The 19,272-nt window shown below is 69.2% G+C and carries 21 protein-coding genes; 16 read left to right on the top strand and 5 right to left on the bottom strand.

The features are described from left to right. Positions 1–23: 23 nt before the first annotated feature. The 12 genes from cobU (at position 24) to ACIGKL_RS22070 (ending at position 10,322) form a co-directional block, all read left to right on the top strand. On the top strand, positions 24–545 hold the full coding sequence (gene cobU, locus ACIGKL_RS22125) for a bifunctional adenosylcobinamide kinase/adenosylcobinamide-phosphate guanylyltransferase (RefSeq protein ID WP_397488581.1): 522 nt from the start codon (positions 24–26) through the stop codon (positions 543–545). Next, positions 542–1,597: a nicotinate-nucleotide--dimethylbenzimidazole phosphoribosyltransferase gene (cobT, locus tag ACIGKL_RS22120; RefSeq protein ID WP_397488580.1), complete on the top strand. Its 1,056-nt coding sequence runs from the start codon at positions 542–544 to the stop codon at positions 1,595–1,597. The genes cobU and cobT overlap by 4 nt, the downstream gene beginning before the upstream one ends. Beyond that, positions 1,594–2,169: an alpha-ribazole phosphatase family protein gene (cobC, locus tag ACIGKL_RS22115; protein WP_397488579.1), complete on the top strand. Its 576-nt coding sequence runs from the start codon at positions 1,594–1,596 to the stop codon at positions 2,167–2,169. The genes cobT and cobC overlap by 4 nt, the downstream gene beginning before the upstream one ends. Next, positions 2,166–2,900, top strand: a complete 735-nt coding sequence (locus ACIGKL_RS22110) for an adenosylcobinamide-GDP ribazoletransferase (protein ID WP_397488578.1) — start codon at positions 2,166–2,168, stop codon at positions 2,898–2,900. Before cobC ends, ACIGKL_RS22110 begins: the two co-directional genes overlap by 4 nt. A 59-nt stretch (positions 2,901–2,959) precedes the next feature. Beyond that, positions 2,960–3,814 carry a hypothetical protein gene (locus tag ACIGKL_RS22105; protein WP_397488577.1) on the top strand — a complete coding sequence of 285 codons (855 nt, stop codon included), beginning with the start codon at positions 2,960–2,962 and terminating at the stop codon, positions 3,812–3,814. A gap of 85 nt (positions 3,815–3,899) precedes the next feature. Continuing rightward, a complete protein-coding gene (locus tag ACIGKL_RS22100; RefSeq protein WP_397488576.1) occupies positions 3,900–4,304 on the top strand; it encodes a MarR family winged helix-turn-helix transcriptional regulator in 405 nt (134 codons plus the stop codon). A 64-nt stretch (positions 4,305–4,368) separates the two neighbouring features. Then, a complete protein-coding gene (locus ACIGKL_RS22095; RefSeq protein ID WP_397488575.1) occupies positions 4,369–5,574 on the top strand; it encodes an MFS transporter in 1,206 nt (401 codons plus the stop codon). Next, a complete protein-coding gene (locus tag ACIGKL_RS22090; protein ID WP_397488574.1) occupies positions 5,571–5,696 on the top strand; it encodes a hypothetical protein in 126 nt (41 codons plus the stop codon). The genes ACIGKL_RS22095 and ACIGKL_RS22090 overlap by 4 nt, the downstream gene beginning before the upstream one ends. Before the next feature lie 95 nt (positions 5,697–5,791). Beyond that, positions 5,792–6,340 (top strand): glutathione peroxidase, encoded by a 549-nt coding sequence (locus ACIGKL_RS22085; protein WP_397488573.1) that lies wholly within the window; start codon positions 5,792–5,794, stop codon positions 6,338–6,340. A gap of 160 nt (positions 6,341–6,500) precedes the next feature. Next, positions 6,501–7,427, top strand: coding sequence for an esterase/lipase family protein (locus ACIGKL_RS22080; RefSeq protein WP_397488572.1), 927 nt, complete (start codon positions 6,501–6,503; stop codon positions 7,425–7,427). A gap of 45 nt (positions 7,428–7,472) precedes the next feature. Continuing rightward, positions 7,473–8,540 carry a lipase secretion chaperone gene (locus ACIGKL_RS22075; protein ID WP_397488571.1) on the top strand — a complete coding sequence of 356 codons (1,068 nt, stop codon included), beginning with the start codon at positions 7,473–7,475 and terminating at the stop codon, positions 8,538–8,540. A gap of 12 nt (positions 8,541–8,552) precedes the next feature. Next, positions 8,553–10,322, top strand: a complete 1,770-nt coding sequence (locus ACIGKL_RS22070) for a hybrid sensor histidine kinase/response regulator (RefSeq protein WP_397488570.1) — start codon at positions 8,553–8,555, stop codon at positions 10,320–10,322. 6 nt (positions 10,323–10,328) lie between these two features. On the opposite strand, the gene ACIGKL_RS22065 is transcribed toward ACIGKL_RS22070, so the two are convergent. The 4 genes from ACIGKL_RS22065 to ACIGKL_RS22050 form a co-directional block, all read right to left on the bottom strand. Further along, a complete protein-coding gene (locus tag ACIGKL_RS22065) occupies positions 10,329–10,940 on the bottom strand; it encodes a response regulator (protein ID WP_397488569.1) in 612 nt (203 codons plus the stop codon). A 63-nt stretch (positions 10,941–11,003) separates the two neighbouring features. Beyond that, a complete protein-coding gene (locus ACIGKL_RS22060; protein WP_397488568.1) occupies positions 11,004–12,269 on the bottom strand; it encodes an OmpP1/FadL family transporter in 1,266 nt (421 codons plus the stop codon). Between the two features lie 153 nt (positions 12,270–12,422). After that, positions 12,423–12,902 carry a hypothetical protein gene (locus ACIGKL_RS22055; RefSeq protein ID WP_021442621.1) on the bottom strand — a complete coding sequence of 160 codons (480 nt, stop codon included), beginning with the start codon at positions 12,900–12,902 and terminating at the stop codon, positions 12,423–12,425. Positions 12,903–13,096: 194 nt separating this feature from the next. Beyond that, entirely contained in the window at positions 13,097–13,951 is an 855-nt protein-coding gene (locus ACIGKL_RS22050; protein ID WP_397488567.1) for a sulfurtransferase, read from the bottom strand. A gap of 368 nt (positions 13,952–14,319) precedes the next feature. On the opposite strand from ACIGKL_RS22050, the gene gdhA reads away from it, so the two are divergent. After that, on the top strand, positions 14,320–15,657 hold the full coding sequence (gene gdhA, locus ACIGKL_RS22045; RefSeq protein ID WP_397488566.1) for an NADP-specific glutamate dehydrogenase: 1,338 nt from the start codon (positions 14,320–14,322) through the stop codon (positions 15,655–15,657). 168 nt (positions 15,658–15,825) lie between these two features. Continuing rightward, positions 15,826–16,506, top strand: a complete 681-nt coding sequence (locus ACIGKL_RS22040; RefSeq protein ID WP_397488565.1) for a spermidine synthase — start codon at positions 15,826–15,828, stop codon at positions 16,504–16,506. 145 nt (positions 16,507–16,651) lie between these two features. Here the strand turns inward: ACIGKL_RS22040 and ACIGKL_RS22035 are convergent, their stop codons facing one another. Then, positions 16,652–17,713, bottom strand: coding sequence for an SMP-30/gluconolactonase/LRE family protein (locus ACIGKL_RS22035; protein WP_397488564.1), 1,062 nt, complete (start codon positions 17,711–17,713; stop codon positions 16,652–16,654). 132 nt (positions 17,714–17,845) lie between these two features. On the opposite strand from ACIGKL_RS22035, the gene rnd reads away from it, so the two are divergent. Continuing rightward, positions 17,846–18,979 carry a ribonuclease D gene (gene rnd / locus ACIGKL_RS22030; protein ID WP_397488563.1) on the top strand — a complete coding sequence of 378 codons (1,134 nt, stop codon included), beginning with the start codon at positions 17,846–17,848 and terminating at the stop codon, positions 18,977–18,979. Further along, positions 18,976–19,269, top strand: a complete 294-nt coding sequence (locus tag ACIGKL_RS22025) for a YcgL domain-containing protein (protein ID WP_397488562.1) — start codon at positions 18,976–18,978, stop codon at positions 19,267–19,269. The genes rnd and ACIGKL_RS22025 overlap by 4 nt, the downstream gene beginning before the upstream one ends. Positions 19,270–19,272: the final 3 nt, after the last annotated feature.

The raw sequence follows: 19,272 nt of genomic DNA, 5'->3' as shown, positions 1-19,272 counted from the left end.
CCACGACACCCAACGGAGTGCAAATGCTTGAACTGATCCTCGGTGGCGCCCGTTCCGGCAAGAGCCGGCTGGCGGAGAAGCTGGCGGCCGAGTCCGGCCTGGAAGTGGTGTATATCGCCACCAGCCAGGCGCTGGACGGCGAGATGAGCGCGCGCGTCGCCCAGCACCGCGCGCGCCGCCCGGCGCATTGGGCGCTGGTGGAGGAACCCGTGGCGCTGGCCCGCGTGCTGCGCGAGCAGGCGCGCGAGGGGCGCTGTCTGCTGGTGGACTGCCTGACCCTGTGGCTGACCAACCTGCTGCTATTGGACGACGAGGCGCGCCTGGCCGCCGAGCGCGACGCGCTGCTCGATACGCTGGCCGAGCTGCCGGGGCGCATCCTGCTGGTCAGCAACGAAACCGGCCTGGGCGTGGTGCCCATGGGCGAGCTGACCCGCCGTTACGTCGACGAGGCCGGCTGGCTGCACCAGGCCCTGGCCGAACGCAGCCGGCGCGTGCTGTTCTGCGTCGCCGGGCTACCCATGGTGCTCAAAGGAGATGCGTTATGAGCCTGCACTGGTGGCAGGGCCCCTGCCAGCCGCTCGATCATGTGGCGCGGGCCAAGGCCGAGGCGCGCCAGCAACAGCTGACCAAGCCGGCCGGCTCGCTCGGCCGGCTGGAGGCGCTGGCGATCCAGCTGGCGGCGCTGCAGGGCAGCGAGCGGCCGAAGCTGGACAGGCTGTGGATCGCCATTTTCGCCGGCGATCACGGCGTGGTGGCCGAGGGCGTGTCGGCCTACCCGCAGGCGGTGACCGGGCAGATGCTGAGCAACTTCGTTCACGGCGGCGCGGCCATCGGCGTGCTGGCCGGCGAACTGGACGCCGCGCTGGAGGTGATCGACCTGGGCACCGCCGTGCCGCTCGAGCCGCTGCCCGGCGTGCGCCACCTGTATGTGGGCGCCGGCACGCAGAACTTCGTCCAGGCGCCGGCGATGACCCTGGCCCAGGCGCTGATCTGCCTGCAGGCCGGCTGCGACAGCCTGCTGCGCGCCCGCGCGGTGGGCTGCGAGCTGTTTATCGGCGGTGAAATGGGCATCGGCAACACCAGCGCCGCCGCCGCGCTGGCCTGCTGGGCGCTCGATTGCCCGCCGGCCGAGCTGGCCGGCCCCGGTACCGGGCTGGACGCCGCCGGGGTGGCGCACAAGGTGCGGGTGATCGAAGCGGCGCTGGCCCTGCACCGGCCGCACATCGCCGAGCCGCTGCAGGCACTGGTGCACCTGGGCGGCTTCGAGATCGCCGCGCTGGTCGGCGCGTACCTGGCGGCGGCGCAGCAGGGCGTGGCGGTGCTAGTGGACGGCTTTATCTGCAGCGTCGCCGCGTTGCTGGCGGTGCGCCTGAACCCCGGCTGCCGCGACTGGCTGCTGTTCGCCCACCGCGGCGCCGAGCCCGGGCATGCCCGGGTGCTGCAGGCGCTGGACGCCGAGCCGCTGCTGGAGCTGGGCCTGCGTCTGGGCGAGGGTAGCGGTGCGGCGCTGGCTGTGCCGCTGCTGCGCCTGGCCTGTGCGCTGCACGGGCAGATGGCGACTTTCGCCGAGGCAGCGGTGGCGGATCGCCCGGCATGAGCCTGCACCTGGAACTGCTGCGCCACGGCGAAACCGAGCAGGGCGGCGGCCTGCGCGGCAGCCTCGACGACGCCCTGACCGCGACCGGCTGGGCGCAACTGCGCGCCGCGGTGGCCGGCGCCGGGCCCTGGGACGCGCTGGTCAGCTCGCCGCTGCAGCGCTGCGCGCGCTTCGCCGAGGAACTGGCGGCGCAGCACGCGCTGCCGCTGGCCTTCGACGCCGACCTGCAGGAGCTGCACTTCGGCGCCTGGGAGGGGCGCAGCACCGCCGAACTGATGCAGACCGATGCCGAGGCGCTCGGCCGCTTCTGGGCCGACCCCTTTGCCTTTACCCCGCCGGACGGCGAGCCGCTGCTGCGCTTCGAGGCGCGCATTCTCGCCGCGCTGCAGCGGCTGTACCAGGCGCACCGCGGCCGGCACCTGCTGCTGATTACCCACGGCGGGGTGATGCGTCTGCTGCTGGCGCGCGCCCGCGGCCTGCCGCGCCACGAGCTGCTGCAGGTCAATGTCGGTTACGCCCAGCGCGTGCGTCTGCAGCTGGACGGGCAGGGCACCCTGAGGGAGCTGGCATGAGCCCGGCGCTGATCGCCCTGCAGTTTCTCACCCGCCTGCCGGTCAGCCTGCCGGGTATGCCGACGCCCGAGCAGCTCGGCCGTTCTCTGCTCTGGTATCCGGCCGTGGGCTTGTTGCTCGGCCTGCTGCTGTGGGGGGCGCACTGGCTGCTGGGCGCGGCCCCGGTGTTGCTGCAGGCGGCGATCATCCTGGCGCTGTGGGTGGCCTTGAGCGGCGGCCTGCACCTGGACGGCCTGGCCGACAGCGCCGACGCCTGGGTCGGCGGCTTCGGCGACCGCGAGCGGACCCTGGCGATCATGAAGGACCCGCGCAGCGGACCGATGGCGGTGACGGTGCTGGTACTGCTGTTACTGCTCAAGTTCGCCGCCCTGGTCGGCCTGTTGCAGGCCGGGCAGGGGGGCTTGCTGGTGCTGCTGCCCTGGCTGGCGCGTGGTCTGTTGCCGCTGCTGCTGTGGACCACGCCTTACGTACGCGCCGGCGGCCTGGGCCAGGTGCTGGCCGAGCAGCTGCCACGGCGCCAGTTGCCCTGGCTGCTGACCGGCCACGGCCTGGCCATCTGCCTGCTGTTCGGTTGGAGCGGCGTGCTGGCGCTGGGGGTCGCCGCGCTGCTGTTGTTCTGGCTGCGGCGGCTGATGTGCCAGCGCCTGGGCGGCACCACCGGCGATACCGCCGGCGCCCTGGTCGAGCTGGCCGAATGCGCCGTCGCCCTGGCGCTGGCCTTGCTGGTCTGAGGGCAGATCCTGCAGCCTCGCCTAGGCTTCAGGCATAACCACAAACATTGCCTGCCTTTATGCCTCTTCTGCGCTGGATGCTCGTGCTGCTGTGCCTGCTGCTGCTCGGCGTGCGCGGCGAAACCCTGACCTGGGGCGTGCTGCCGCTGCCCGGGGTGTTCAACGTGCGCGACGGCGAGTTGGTCGACGGCGTGCTCTACGAGGCCATGCAACTGCTCGACGCACAGCTGGCGGAGCTGCACATTCGCTACGAGGTGCTGCCGTTCGCTCGCCTGGAGCAGCGCCTGCTGGCTGGCGAGCCGCTGTGCACCAGCGGCCAGTTGCAGAGCGCCGAGCGCGACCGTCTGGGCCACTTCGTCGCTTTTCTACAGTCGCCGCCGATCCATGTGCTGGTGCGGCGCCAGACCTATGCCCAGTTGGCCCTGGACGACGGCCGGGTCAGCCTCGCCTGGCTGCTGGCCAATCCCTACCTGCGTGGCGCGCTGACCCGCGGCCGGGTCTACCCGTCGGCCATTCGCGAACCCCTGCAGCGGGCGTTGGACGCTCGCCGCCTGCTCGAACTGGCGGCCGGCACGGGCGATAACCTGCTGCTGATGGTCAGCCACCGGCGCATCGACTACGCCTTCGAGTACCCCATGGTCTACACCGAGGTGGCGCGCAGCTTCAGCCTCGGCGACAGCCTGGTCAGCGTGCCCTTGCTGGAGGGCGATGCGCTGGTGCCGGTGGGGTTCTACTGCCCGCGCACGGCCTGGGGCGCGCGCATGGCCGCGCGCCTGGAGCGCGCCGTGGTCGAACTGCTGGCGCAGCCGCAAGGCCTGCTGCAGGTGCAGCGGCGCTGGCTGCCGGACGAGGTCTACGCGCGCTTCGCCGCGGATCTTCGCCGCTACTACCGGCAGCGCGCCGTCGGGCGCTAGCGGCAGCGCCCGGCGCACTGTTATGCCGACAAAGCGGGCAACTGTGCCTGTGTCTCGGTGCAAAGCGGGTATATACCTGCACCCCATGTTGCCGACCACCTGCCTCTGCACCCAATTGCGCCGCGCCAGCCGCGGGGTGACCCGACGTTACGACGATGCGCTCGCCGCGGTCGGGTTCGGCGCCGCCCAGTTTTCCCTGCTGCGTCATGTGCAGCGGCTGGGGCAGCCGAGCATTTCCGCGCTGGCCGAGGCCATGGGCCTGGATCGCAGCACCCTGGGGCGCAACCTGCGGGTGTTGCAGGAGCAGGGCTTGCTGCAGCTCGGCGAAGGCCGCGATCAGCGCAGCCGCCAGGTGTTGATCAGCGCCGCCGGTGTGCAGCGTCTGCAGCAGGCGCTGCCGCTTTGGCAACAGGTGCAGGACGAACTCAACGCACGCCTCGGCGAGGAGCGCCGCGCCGAACTGATGCAACTGCTGGAACAACTGGCCTGATCTTGTATCGGCGCTTACTTATCGCCTTCACGGCCACAACCGGCCGTCCCCGGGAGACACCGTAATGACCACCGCATGGCGCTCGACCACCTGGCTGCTGCTGGGCGCGTCACTGATCCTGGCCCTGTCGCTGGGCATCCGCCACGGCTTCGGCCTGTTCCTGCCGCCGATGAGCGCCGAATTCGGCTGGGGGCGCGAGGTGTACGCCTTCGCCATCGCCCTGCAGAACCTGATCTGGGGCCTGGCGCAGCCGTTCACCGGGGCCCTGGCCGACCGCTTCGGCGCGCGCCGCACCATAGTCGTCGGCGGCCTGCTGTATGCCGTCGGCCTGCTGCTGATGGGCCTGGCCGACTCGCCGCTGTCGCTGTCGCTGAGCGCCGGCCTGCTGATCGGCATCGGCCTGTCCGGTACCTCGTTCTCGGTGATCCTCGGCGTGGTCGGCCGCGCCGTTCCGGTGGAAAAACGCAGCATGGCCATGGGCATCGCCGCGGCGGCCGGCTCCTTCGGCCAGTTCGCCATGCTGCCCGGCACCCTGGGCCTGATCGGCTGGCTCGGCTGGTCGGCGGCGCTGCTCGCCCTCGGCCTGCTGGTGGCGCTGATCCTGCCGCTGGCGGCGATGATCAAGGAGCAGCCGATGCCGCTACCGAGCGGGCCCCAGCAGACCCTGGTCGAGGCGCTACGCGAGGCGGCCGGCCACTCCGGCTTCTGGTTGCTAGCGCTGGGCTTCTTCGTCTGCGGCTTCCAGGTGGTGTTCGTCGCCGTGCACCTGCCGGCCTACTTGGTCGACCATCACCTGCCGGCGCTGACCGGCACCACGGTGCTGGCCCTGGTGGGGCTGTTCAACATCTTCGGCACCTATATCGCCGGCTGGCTCGGCGGGCGCATGTCCAAGCCGCGCCTGCTCAGCGCGCTGTACCTGGCGCGCGGGGTGGTGATCACCCTGTTCCTGGTGGCGCCGCTGACGCAGTGGAGCGCCTACCTGTTCGGCATCGCCATGGGCCTGCTGTGGCTGTCGACGGTGCCGCTGACCAACGGCACCGTGGCGACCCTGTTCGGCGTGCGCAACCTGTCCATGCTCGGTGGCATCGTCTTCCTGTTCCACCAGCTCGGCTCCTTCCTCGGCGGTTGGCTGGGCGGCTACCTGTACGACCACACCGGCAGCTACGACCTGGTCTGGCAGATCGCCGTCCTCCTCAGCCTGCTGGCCGCGGTGCTCAACTGGCCGGTGCGCGAGGTGCCGGTGGCGCGCCTGCAGGAGGCCGGCGCGTGAGCACGCGGCCGCTGCTGCTCGGCGCCGCGCTGCTGGCGGCGGGGCTGCTGCTGGCGCTGGCCTGGTGGGGCTGGCGGCAGGGCGGCCTGGGGTTGCTGCAGTTGGGCGTCGGTATCTGCTAGCGCCGGGCAGCGCTGCGCACGGCGCACCTGCGTTGCTCTGGAAGGGCGGGGCGAGTAGCGTGGGTGCATCGTTCAGAATCTCCAGGATCATCCTTATGTCGCTGCGCCGCTTCGCCTGTACCCTCCTGCTGTCCGGCCTGGCCGTGCCGGCGCTGGCCGCCGACTGTCCGGCCCTGCTGCAGGGCGAGCTGCCGCGCCTGCGGGCCAAGGACAGCATCGACCTGTGCCAGTTCGCCGGCAAACCGCTGCTGGTGGTCAACACCGCCAGCTTCTGCGGCTTCACCCCGCAGTTCAAAGGCCTCGAGGCGCTTTACCAGCGTTACAAGGGCCAGGGTCTGGAGGTGCTCGGCGTGCCCTCCGACGACTTCCGCCAGGAAGCCGACGACAGCGAGGAGACCGCCACCGTGTGCTACGTCAACTATGGCGTGACCTTCACCATGAGCGAGGCCCAGGTGGTCACCGGCGCCGAGGCCATTCCGCTGTTCAAGGGCCTGGCCGAGCAGAGCAAGGCGCCGCGCTGGAACTTCTCCAAGTACGTGGTCGACCGCCAGGGCAAGGTGCTCGCCAGCTTCTCCAGCCTGACCAAGCCGGACGATCCGCGGCTGATTGAGGCGCTCGAGCGGGCCATCGCCTCGCAGCCCTGAGCCCGCGGCAGGTGCGTCGCCTGCCGTCTTAGCAAACGAGACCCGCTGCACAGCCCTTCACCCATCTGGGCGATGGGCTGTGCCCGGCTGCCTGCCTAGACTGGCGCGGCGCCGGACGCAGTTCCCCGGCGTGCCCACAAGAACAATAACGGAGGCACCCATGCGTCGCGTCTATACCACCGTCCTTGCCACTCTGGCCCTGCTCGGCGCCGTCCAGGCCCAGGCCAACTACACCAAGACCAAGCACCCGATCGTGCTGGTGCACGGCATCACCGGCTTCGACACCATCGGCGGGCTGGTCAACTACTTCCACACCATCCCCTGGAACCTCGAACGCGACGGCGCCAGGGTGCATATCGCCAGCGTCGCCGCGTTCAACGACAGCGAACAGCGCGGCGCCGAGTTGGCCCGGCAGATCGTACCCTGGGCCGCCGCAGGTGGCGGCAAGGTCAACCTGATCGGCCACAGCCAGGGCTCGCCCACCTCGCGGGTGGCGGCCTCGCTGCGCCCCGATCTGGTGGCCTCGGTGACCTCGATCAACGGCGTCAACAAGGGCTCCAAGGTGGCCGACGTGGTGCGCGGGGTGATTCCGCCGGGCGGCGCCATCGAAGGCGGCGCCAACGCTATCGCCAATGCGCTCGGCGCGCTGATCAACTTGCTGTCCGGCGCCAGCAACCCGCAGAGCGGCCTCGATGCCCTGGCCACCCTGACCACCCCCGGCACCACCGCGCTCAACGGCCGCCATCCCTGGGGCGTGAACAACAGCAGCTACTGCGCCAAGTCCACGGAAGTGCATAACGTGCGCGGGCACAGCATCCGCTACTACTCCTGGACCGGCAACGCCGCCTACACCAACGTCTTCGATGCCGCCGATCCCTTCCTGGCCTTCACCGGCCTGGTCTTCGGCGGCGAGAAGAACGACGGTCTGGTCGGCGTCTGCGCCACCTACCTGGGCCAGGTGCTGGGCGACGGCTACAACATGAACCACGTCGATGCGGTCAACCACCTGTTCGGCATCCGCGGCTGGACCGAGCCGGTGGCGCTGTATCGCCAGCACGCCAACCGCCTGAAGAACAAAGGCATCTGACCCCCACCCGCGGCGGGCCCGCCGGTCCGCCGCAGCGAGTTGCCCATGTCCCGATCCCTGAGCCTTTGCCTGGCCGCGGCGCTGCTCGCCGGTGGCCTCACCCTGTATTGGCGCTGGCCGGCTGCCGAGGTCGTGCCGGCAGCCTCCGTCGCTCCCGTCGGCGCCAGCGTCGAGCAGCCGGTGCCAGCGCCGGTGCCGCGTGCGGCCGCGCCGACGCCCACCGCCACGCCACTGGCGCCAAGCGCGGCGCCGCTGCCGAGCCTGGCCGGCACCGAGGTCGATGGTCGTCTGCAGACCGATGCCGCCGGCAACCTGCTGCTGGAGTTGGCGCTGCGCGATTACTTCGATTATTTCCTCAGCGCCGTCGATCACTCCGGCCTCGACGCCTCGATCGCGGCGCTGCTGGCCGATGCCGGCGCGCGTCTGCAGGAGCCGGCGCTGGGCCAGCTGACCAGCCTGCTCGGCGACTATCTCGACTACAAGCGCGCCAGCCTGGCGCTGCTGCAGCAGCCGCTGGACGCCCGCCAGCAGGTCGAGCCGCAGGCCCAGCTGCAGGTGCTGCAGCAGGCCTTCGAGCGTCTGGATGCGCTGCGCCGCACGCATTTCTCGGCCGCCGCGCAGGAGGCGCTGTTCGGCGCCGAACAGGCCTACGCCCGCTACACCCTCGACAGCCTGGCGCTGCAGCAGCGCGACGACCTCGACGAGGCGCAGCGCGCGCAGTTGCACGAACAGCTGCGCCAGCAGTTGCCGGAGGCGCTGCGCGCCAGCGAACAGCGTCAGCAGCAGGCCCAGGAGCAGCTGGCGCGCAGCGAACAGCTGTGGCGCGAGGGCGCGGACGAGCAGCAGGTGCGCGAGTTCCTGGCGATGACCTATGATCCGCCCACCGTGCAGCGCCTGCTGGCCGAGCAGCGCCGCGAGCGCGACTGGCAGCAGCGCTACCAGGCCTATCGCGTCGAGCTGGCCGGGTTGCAGGGCCAGGGGCTGAGCGCGGCGGATGGCGCGCAGGCGCAGCAACGGCTGCGCGAACGGCTGTTCGCCAGCGAAGATCGACACCGGGTGGAGACCTATGACGCCATCGCCGCCAAGCAGCCGCAGACGCCGATCCAGCCCTGAGCGGCTTCGCCCATGAGCCTCGAGCAGCAGGAGCGCCTGCTGCTGGCCCAGCAGCGCCGCGGTCACGCGCGGCTGCGCTTTATGCCGGCCCTGGAGCAGGCGTTCGCCGAGCATCGGGTGCAACGCATTCGCCGCCGCTTGCCGCTGATCGTCAGCACCGCGGTGCTGTTCCAGCTGGTCTATGCGCTGCTGGATTTTCTCGCCATGCCGCTGGCCGTGAGCCTGTCGGCCTTGCCGCTGCGCCTGCTGGCGCTGAGTTCGCTGTTGCTGGCCTTCGTTTACTGTCGGCGACCCAGCGCGCCGCCGCGCAGGCTGTCCACGGCCTATGCCGGCGCCTACCTGTGCAACGGCATCTGTGTCGCGGTGATCGTCCACCTGTGCTGGCAGCAGGGCGTGGCGATGCCCTACGACGGTCTGTTTCTCGTCCTGCTGTTCGGCTACGCGCTGCTCGGCCTGTCGTTGCGGGCGATTAGTCTGTGCAGCTGGGCCTTCTGCCTGCTGTTCGTCGGGCTCGGCCTGGGCCTCGGCGAGGCGGGCAATGAGCTGGCCTATCAGGGCCTGTTCCTGTTCTGCGCCAACCTGATCGGCACGGTCGGCGCCTATATGCAGGAGCACGGCCAGCGCGGCGCCTGGCTCAACCTGCGCCTGCTCGACCTGGCGCGCCAGCGCGCCGAGGCCGACGACGCGCGCAAGCTGCGCCTGCTGGCGGCGGCCAGCCACGACCTGCGCCAGCCGCTGAACGCCATGGGCCTGTACGCCCAGCATCTGGTGGAGCAGGGCGGCGATGCTCAGACCCGGCGCATCAGTGCGCGCCTGGCCGCCTCGGTGGAACAGCTCGGTCGCCTGCTGCAGTCGCTGCTGGACTACAGCAGGCTGACCCTGCCGGGCGGCGTGCAGGCCAGCCCGCATGCCTTCGCCCTGCGCCCGCTGCTCGAACGCCTGCTTGGCGAGCTGGCCCCGGAGGCGCAGCAGCAGGGCGTGGCGCTGCGCCTGGCGTGCGCCGACTGTGGCGTGCGTAGCGACCCCCTGCTGCTGGAGCGGCTGCTGCGCAACCTGCTGAGCAACGCCCTGCAGCACGCCGGGGCGCGGCAACTGCGCCTGAGTGCGCGCGTGCAAGGCGGCGCGCTGCTGCTGGAGGTGAGCGACGACGGCCGCGGCCTGAGCGAGGCGGAGCAGGCGCTGGTGTTCGAGGAGTTTCGTCAGCTGGACAATCCCGGGCGCAATGTCGAGCGCGGTCTGGGCCTCGGCTTGGCCATAGTGCGGCAGCTGGCCGCGGTGCTCGAGCATCCGCTGCAGCTGCATTCGCAACCCGGCGCCGGGGCGCATTTCCTCCTGCGTCTGCCGCTGGCCGAGGTGCCGGCGTCGGCGCTAGCGGCAGGCGACGGTGTGCGGCTGCTGCGCGGACGCATCCTGCTGCTGGAGGACGACGCCACCGGGCGCGAGGCGCTGGCCGGGCTGCTGCGCCGCTGGGGCTTGGAGGTACAGGCCTGTGCCGACCTGGCCGGCGCCCTGGCTTCCTTGCGCCGCGAGCCGCCGCAGCTGCTGATCAGCGATTACCGCCTGGCCGAGTCGGGCGACGGGCTGCAGGCCATCGAGTGCCTGCGCGAGGCCGCCGGACAGATGCTGCCGGCGCTGCTGATCAGCGCCGATCTGAGCCCCGAGCTGCAAGAGCGCTGTCTGCCGGCGCACGTCATGCCGCTGGGCAAGCCGCTGCTGCCGGCGCGCCTGCGCCAGGTGCTGGGCAGCCTGCTGCCGCGCAGCGTGGAGCAGGAAACGGCCTGACGCCGCTTACAACCAGCCGCGCTGGCGTGCGGCGCTGACGCAGGCGGTGCGGGTGTGCACGGCGAACACCTCGAACAGCGCCTTGAGATGGGTTTTCACCGTGTCCTCGGCCAGGCCCAGCTGGCGGCTGATGGCCTTGTTCGGCAGGCCTTCGGCCAGCAGCTGGAGGATTTCCAGTTGGCGCGGGGTCAGCGGCGAGGCGCTGGCCGGGGCCGGCAGGGTTTCGCCGAGCAGCACGCGGGTGACTGCCTGGCGCAGGGCGTTGCCGTCGGCGCTCTTGGGGATGAAGCCGAGCGCACCGGCGGCCAGCGCGGCCTGGGCGTCCAGGCTCGAGTCGCTGGCGCTGAGGATCGCCACCGGAGTGGCGTCGCCGCGCGCCAGCCAGCGCTGCAGCAGCTCCAGGCCGGGTTCGTCGGGCAGGCGCAGGTCGAGCAGGATCAGGTCGTAGGCATGCTGGCGCAGGCGCTGTTCGGCTTCCGCGGCGCTGTGCGCGGTGTGCACCTGCAGGTCGCGGGCGAGTGGCGCCAGGGCCAGGGCCAGGCCATCGAGGAAGATCCGGTGGTCGTCCACCAGCAGCAGGCGCAGGCGGTCGGGCAGGGTGGTGCAGAGGGCAGTCATGATGTTCTCACGCGGCTTTTCTTGTTGTTCTGCCGCGCGAGTGTAGCCAATCTCCGGCGCCGATTAGTAGCGGTAGGTCACCTGGGCGCCAAGACCGTGGGCGCTGTTCCTGTAGGTGGCGCGGTAGGAGCCCTTGAGCGGCTCGTCGAGGTCGATCTTGGCGTCTTCTTCCATCAGGTAGGAGTAGGCCAGGTCGAGGGTCAGGTCGTCGTTGGGGCTCCAGCCGGCACCGACGCTGAAGATGGTGCGGTCGCCGGTGGGGATGCGCGGCGAGCGGTGGCGGTTGTTGGTCGGCGACTGGTCGACGGCCACGCCGGCACGCAGCACCCACTGCTTGTTGAGCTGGTAGGCGGCGCCCACGGCATGCGCCCAGGTGTCGTGCCAGCCCTGTTCTTCGGTGATGGTGGTAAGTATCGGGTTGAGTGGGCCTGTGATGCCCTTGCTCTGTACGGTGATCTCCTGCAGGCGGCTCCAGCGGGTCCAGGTGCTGCCGGCATAGAGGGTCCAGCGGTCGTTCAGGGCGTGGGTCACCGAGAAATCCACCGACTCGGGCGTCTGCAGTTCCAGGCTGGCATCGTACTTGCCGGCGGCACTGCTCATCAGATTGTCGCTCTCGATGCGGGTGTCGCCCTTGAGCTTGTAGTCCACCTTGGAGTGATAGGTCAGGCCGAAGCGGGTGGCGGCGTTCAGTTCGAACAGCACGCCGGCGTTGAAGCCCATGGCGAAGTCGTCGCCCTTGACCTTTACCTGGCCGGCTGCATCGCTGGGCACGAAGGGGTCGGGAATGGTCGAGGTCAGCTGGCCCTCGACATGGTTGAAGGTGGGGCCGAAGCCGACCGACCACTGCTCGTTGAAGCGGTAGCTGAGGGTCGGCTGCAGGGTGATCACCCGCACTTCGCTGAGGTTGGCGTAGCCGCGGCCCTGGAAGTTGCGCTCGTAGTCGGTGACCAGGCCGAAGGGCACGTAAAGGCCGAAGCCGAAGCGCCACTGCTCGTCCAGCGGCTTGACGTAATAGCCCATGGGCGCGGCGACGAACGGCACCATATCGCCGTCGTTGCTGCCGGGGATATGGCTCTCGGCGTCATCGATATCGCTCTTGGCGATGATCGCCGCCAGGCCGCCGCTGACCTGTTCGCGCTCGAGGCGGGCCATGCCGGCCGGGTTGCCGAAGACGGTGGTGGCGTCGTCGGCGGCCGAGGAGCGCCCGGCGAAGGCGGTGCCCATGGCGCTAACGCTCTGTTCGTTGATGGCGAAGCCACTGGCCAGGCCGTGGCTCGAGGTGGCGGCGATGGCCATGGCCAGGCCGGTCTGGAGAAGGCGTTTGCTCACTTGAGAACTCCTGTGGGTGAGGCGGGGGCGCACGCTACAGTTTTTCCCGACCCCTGCCAAGCCACATAAGTTCAGTGAAATTGAAGCGATTGTCGGACAAAGTTGCTAATTGTCAGACATTTCTACAATCGCTCCGTGTGTTCGTTCGGAGCGCTAGGCGACCCGACTAAACTGACCGACCCAGCGCTGCCAGGCGTCGATGAAGTCGCACAGCCGTCCCTGCGGCTGGAACACCTGGCGCCACACGCGGGCCAGGCCGAGCAGGTCGTCGGCGTCCGGCAGCTCGGCCTGCTCGGCTTCTATAAGCAGCCAGGCGATGGCGGTGGCGTAGCGCAGGTTGACCGTCAGTTCCAGGTGCGGCGCGGCGAGAAAGGCGTGCTGGCTGGCCAGGCCACGCACCCGGCTGGCCAGCTCCGGGTCGCGCGCCAGGTGCTGGTCCCACAGCTGCAGGTGGCGCTGTTCGGCGATGCGGTACAGGCCATGGCCGCGGCGGTCGTCCAGGGCGCTGCCGAGCGCCGACTGGCTGGCCGCGGTGCCGAGCAGCAGGGCCTCGGCGACGGCGGAGTGACGCCCCAGGTAGAGCAGGGTAGGGCGGATGACGTGCTGGCTGAGATCGCAGGCGGCTATTCCCATGGCATCCTCGCGAAGGGTGCCGGTGGGGCCGGGCGCTTGGCAGCCTTGTTCGTCGTTCTGATAAAGGCCCCACCGGAAGCGGGGTTAGCCGCTCATCCTCAAGTCTAGTGCGACCTTTTCACTGTAAAGAGCTGTTTTTAAATTGTTTTCGGCTTTCGGTTATTTGCCATATTCCCGCTGGTACTTAAGCCGGTTCAGTCGCCGCTGGCGATGGGGCGCCGCGGATCGGTGATCCATTCGCTCCAGGAGCCGGCGTAGAGCGGCGCCAGCGGATAGCCGGCGAGGCTCAGGGCGAACAGGTTGTGGCAGGCGGTGACCCCTGAGCCGCAATAGGCCACCAGGCCCTGCGCCGGGCGCGTGCCGCGCAGGGCGTCGAAACGCGCGCGCAGCCGTTCGGCGGGGAGGAAATAGCCGTCGGCGTCGAGGTTGTCGGTGAACGCCGCGCACTGGGCGCCGGGGATATGCCCGGCGACCGCATCGAGCGGCTCCACTTCGCCGCGAAAACGCGGCAGGGCGCGGGCGTCGAGCAGGCACAGATCGGCCGAACCCAGGCGCCGGGCCAGTTGCTCGGCGTCCAGCAGCAGGCTGGCGTCCGCCTGGCCGGCGAAGTCGCCGGGGGTGGGCGTCGGCTGTCGCCGGTCGAGCGCCAGGCCGGCCTCGCGCCAGGCTTTCAGGCCGCCGTCGAGCAGGTACAGGCCGTCGCGCTTGCCCAGCCACAACAGCAACCACCAGGCGTGCGCGGCGAAGGCGCCGGGGCCGTCGTCGTAGAACACCACCTGGCTGCCCGCGCGTAGGCCCCAGTCGCGCAGGCGCTGATTCAGTCGCGCCGGGTCGGGCAGCGGGTGACGGCCGGTGACGCCTTTGACGACTGGCCCGGACAGGTCCTCTTCGAGGTCGGCGAAGCAGGCGCCGGGAATATGCCCTTCCAGATAGCTGCGCCGGCCGTAGGCCGGGTCGTCGAGGGCGAAGCGGCAATCGAGCAGGACCAGCTCGGCTTGCCCCAGACGTTGTTGCAGCTGGGCGGGGGTGAGCAGTTGCGCGAGCGGCATGGTGGCTCCTGTGTCGTGGCGGCGATGCCGGCATCATAACGCCAAGATGCAAACCTTGGTTTCTTCGACCCCGCCGGCAGATTGGACGACAGACAACGATGACCGCGAGGCACTGGCGCGTCGGATGTTCGATAGCCGCACAGCTTTATGGCATCAATCCAGCTTGTGTGCTCGAAAAGCGAACGCGGTTGTGAGTCGATCTGGTGCGATATTCTGCTGGATATTCCGAGTTCGGCTTTTTTAAAAGGTTTTTCGCGGTAGTTTCTATGCACTAAATAGTTTCATAAAGGCGACATATTGATCTGTTTTGGTGCCTTGGCTGCTGATAGAGTGCCGCGCATTCTGTCTGCCTGGCGTCGAGGTGCCGCATGTCGTTGTCCGTTGAAAGCTTCCTGTCGCGCCTGAAGCAGCGCGATCCCGATCAGCCGGAATTCCACCAGGCGGTGGAGGAAGTGGTGCGCAGCCTGTGGCCTTTCCTCGAGGCCAATCCGCGTTATCGCGAGGCGGGCATCCTCGAGCGCATGGTCGAGCCGGAGCGGGCCATCCTGTTCCGCGTACCCTGGGTCGACGATCGCGGTCAGGTGCAGGTCAACCGCGGCTACCGCATCCAGATGAGCAGCGCCATCGGCCCGTACAAGGGCGGCCTGCGCTTCCACCCCTCGGTGAACCTGGGCGTGCTCAAGTTCCTCGCCTTCGAACAGGTGTTCAAGAACTCGCTGACCTCGCTGCCCATGGGCGGCGGCAAGGGCGGCGCTGACTTCGATCCCAAGGGCAAGAGCGAAGGCGAGGTGATGCGCTTCTGTCAGTCGTTCATGAGCGAACTGTATCGCCACATCGGCTCCGATCTGGACGTGCCGGCCGGCGATATCGGCGTCGGCGCCCGCGAGATCGGCTACCTGTTCGGCCAGTACAAGCGCCTGTCCAATCAGTTCACCTCGGTGCTTACCGGCAAGGGTTTGAGCTACGGCGGCAGCCTGATCCGCCCCGAGGCCACCGGCTACGGCTGCGTGTACTTCGCCCAGGAGATGCTCAAGCGCGTGGGCCAGGGCTTCGAGGGCCAGCGCGTGGCCATCTCCGGCTCCGGCAACGTCGCCCAGTACGCGGCGCAGAAGGTCATGGAGCTGGGCGGGCGGGTGATCTCGCTGTCCGACTCCGAGGGCACCCTGTACGCCGAGGGCGGGCTGAACCACGAGCAGTGGCAGTACCTGATGGAGCTGAAGAACCAGCGCCGCGGTCGCCTGCACGAGATGGCCGAGCACTTCGGTCTGCAGTTTCTTGCCGGCCAGCGGCCCTGGCGCCTGGCCTGCGATATCGCGCTGCCCTGCGCGACGCAGAACGAGCTGGACGGCGAGGACGCCCGCGCGCTGCTGAACAATGGCTGCCTCTGCGTGGCCGAAGGCGCCAACATGCCCTCGACCCTGGAAGCGGTGGATCTGTTCGTCGAGGCCGGCATCTGCTACGCGCCGGGCAAGGCCTCCAACGCCGGCGGCGTGGCCACCAGCGGCCTGGAGATGAGCCAGAACGCCATGCGCCTGCACTGGAGCGCCGGCGAGGTGGACGAGCGCCTGCACGGCATCATGCAGAACATCCACCATGCCTGCGTCTACCACGGCGAGGAGAACGGCCGGATCAACTACGTCAAGGGCGCCAATATTGCCGGCTTCGTCAAGGTCGCCGATGCCATGCTGGCGCAGGGCGTGGTCTGAGAACCTGCTCAAAGGCTGACTCTGAAAAGGCTCTGAAAGCAGCGTCGCTGTAGTCACGAGGCCTCGCGTGTCAACGCGGGGCCTCGTCGTTTCTGGAGGGGCTGTGCTGCTCGGCCGATTCAGGCATGCTGCCTGCCCTCACGCTCGCTGCACAGGTCTTCGCTCTGCATGAAACGTTTTGTCTTGCTCGACACCGCTCCGATCCCGGGTACCAATGGTGCGCTGAACCTGTTCGAGTATGGGGACGACTTCGTCATCAAGATCGCCGGCGGCGATGGCGGGCAGCTGATGAATACGCGTATGCACGGCTCGGAAGATGCCCTGGCGGCGATTCCCTGCAAACAGATCGCCAGTCGGCCACAGGTGCGGGTACTGATCGGCGGTCTGGGCATGGGCTTTACCCTGGCCTCGGCGCTACAGCACCTGGGGGCTGACGCCGAGGTGGCGGTGGCCGAGTTGGTGCCTGGAGTGGTCGAGTGGAACCGTGGCCCGCTCGGGGCGAAGTCCGGTTATCCGTTGAATGACCCGCGTGCGTTGATCATTCAGGAGGACGTCGCCAAGTTGCTGCAGGCCGCCGAGCAGTGCTACGACGCGATCATGCTGGACGTCGACAACGGTCCGGAGGGGCTGACTCAGAAGGGCAATGACTGGCTGTACAGCATGGATGGCCTGCGCCAGTGCGCCAAGGCGCTGCGGCCCAGGGGCATGCTGGCGGTGTGGTCGTCCAGCGCCGACCGCGCCTTTTCGGAGAAAGTGCGCAAGGCCGGCTTCAAGGGCGAGGCGGTGCAGGTTTATGCCCATGGCAACAGGGGCACGCGGCACACCATCTGGATTGCCCAGAAGGTCTGAGTCTGCAGCCTTTCGATTTGGCGGGCTGAAGCCCGCCCTACGGTAGGGTGGGCCGGGCGGCGATCCGCTTCAGCCCACCAGCTTGGCGCACCACCGCGAATGACCGCTTCGCCTTTTTACTGTTATTCGCCGGTGGAATCTCGTCTCAGTGAATCTGCAGTCGGCCGATACGGTCGTTGTCCAGGCTGCCGAAGTACAGATGGTCGCCTACCGGCTTCACCGAGGTGATCATGCGCAGGTGGGTGCCGCTGGTGTCGTGCAGGCTGCGCACGATCTCGCCCTGTTCGTTGAGGGCGATGGCGAAACCGTAAGGGATCGCCTTCGGCCACAGCGCGCGCGGCAGCTTGGCCAGTTGCGCCTTGAGCCAGGGGTGACGGTGGAGGAAGTCGGCGTCGGCCTTGCGCGGGGTGGGCAGGGCGACCCAGAAGGTGCCCTTGCGGTCGCCCTGCAGGTTGTCCGGCAGGCCGGGCAGGTTGTCGATGAACACCTCGTGCTGGCCGGCCTGGTCGCCCTTGAGCCAGTAGCGGGTGATGCGGTAGCGGTAGGTCTCGTTGACCAGCACGAAGTCCTCGTTCGCCGACAGCGCCACGCCGTTGGCGAAGTACAGGTCCTTGAGCAGCACGCGGGTCTGGCCTGTGGCCGGGTCATAGGCCAGCAGGCGGCCGTGCGGACGGGCCTCGAGCAGGTCGAGCAGGTAGTCCGGCTGCTGGAAACGCGAGGAGGCGTCGCTGAAGTAGATGGTGCCGTCGCTGGCGATATCCAGGTCGTCGGTGAAGGCGAAGGGCAGGCCCTCGGCCTCGGTAGTCAGTACCTTGACGTTACCTTGTGGGTCGATGCTCAGCAGGCCCTTGTAGGCGTCGGCGACGATCAGGTTGCCGCTGGCGTCGAAGTCCATGCCCAGCGGCCGGCCGCCGGTGTCGACGAAGGTCTCCACGCTGTCGTCTGCCAGCACGCGGACGATGCGCCCGTCGTGCAAGCCGGCATAGACCCGGCCTTCGGCGTCCACGGCGGTGTCTTCCGGACCATGCAGCTGGCCGCGGGCCAGCAGTTCGGCCTTCATCAGGGTGTCGTTGGGCTCCAGCACGCCGGTCATGGCCGGCGCGGCGGGCGCGTCCCAGCCCAGCGGGTCGATGGGGCTGGGGGTGATGGCCAGATAGCCGGCCGCGGCGGCCAGCAGCACGACGAGCAGGGCAAGCAGTTTCTTCATTGTTGTTCTTCCGTGTCGGGGGCAAGCGATGCGCGGCACAGGTTACACAGTTCGCCGGCGCAGTGGCAGGGCGCTGCCCCGTCCGGCGGCCGGGGCATATATACTGCGCGGCATTCTTCACGGGAGAGCCGCGTGGCTAACGATATTCACTGGATTCGCGACGACGCCAGCCTGGCCGAGCATTGCGCCGCCTGGCAGGCGTTGCCCTTCGTCGCGCTGGACACCGAGTTCATGCGCGTCGACACCTTCTACCCGATCGCCGGCCTGCTGCAGGTCAGCGAGGGCGCGCGGGCCTACCTGATCGATCCGCTGTGCATCGGCGACTGGGCGCCCTTCGCCGCGCTGCTGCAGGCGCCGCAGGTGGTCAAGGTGCTGCATTCGTGCAGCGAGGACCTGGAAGTCTTCCTGCGCCTGACCGGCAGCCTGCCGACGCCGCTGTTCGATACCCAGCTGGCCGCCGGCTACCTCAACCTCGGTTTCTCCATGGGCTACTCGCGCCTGGTGCAGGCGCTGCTGGGCATCGAACTGCCCAAGGGCGAGACCCGCTCCGACTGGCTGCAGCGGCCGCTGTCGCAGACCCAGGTGAGCTACGCCGCCGAGGACGTGCTGCACCTGGCGGAGGTGTACCAGGCGCTGACCGCCCGCCTGTCGCCGGAGAAGTATGCCTGGGTGCTGGAGGATGGCGCCGAACTGGTCGCCGGCCTCGGCCGCGAGGTCGACCCGGAGCAGGCCTGGCGCGAGGCCAAGCTGGCCTGGAAGCTGTCGCGTCAGCAACTCGCCGTGCTGCGCGCGCTGTGCGCCTGGCGCGAGCGCGAGGCGCGGGCGCGCAACCAGCCGCGCAACCGCATCCTGCGCGAGCATTCGCTGTGGCCGCTGGCGCGCACCCAGCCGGACAACCTGGTGGCCCTGGCGCGCATCGAGGACATGCACCCGAAGACCGTGCGCCAGGACGGTGAGACCCTGCTGGCGCTGATCCGCGAGGCCGCCGCGCTGCCACCCACCGAGTGGCCCGAGGCGCTGCCCGAGCCGCTGCCGGTGGAGGCCTCGGCGCTGCTGAAGAAACTGCGCGCCATCGGCCAGCGCGAGGGCGAGCGGCTGGAGATCGTGCCCGAGCTGATGCTGCGCAAGAAGACCCTGGAAGCCCTGCTGAAGAGCGGCTATCCCCATGGTCCCTACCAATTGCCCGAGTCCCTGCGCGGCTGGCGCCGGGAGCTGATGGGCCAGGCACTGCTCGACTGCCTGGCCGCCGAAGGAGAATCCGCGTGAAACGCATCTGTTCCATCTACAAGAGCCCACGCAAGAACGAGATGTACCTCTACGTGCTCAAGGCCGACGCCCTGAGCCGGGTACCGGAGGGCCTGCTGAGCGTGTTCGGCCCGCCGGCGCACGCCTTCGACCTGGTGCTCAGCCCCGAGCGGCAACTGGCCCGCGAGGACATCGCCCAGGTGCTGGAGAACCTGGACAAGCAGGGCTACCACCTGCAGATGCCGCCGCCGGAGGAGGAATACATCGAGCACCTGCCGGACGAACTGCTGCGTCGCAACGACCCGGTCTGAGCC

Source organism: Pseudomonas sp. NPDC077186, assembly GCF_044543505.1.
GTDB lineage: Bacteria > Pseudomonadota > Gammaproteobacteria > Pseudomonadales > Pseudomonadaceae > Aquipseudomonas.
The sequence above is the reverse complement of the archived record's forward strand: the minus strand, read 5'-3'. Positions and strand labels throughout refer to the sequence as shown.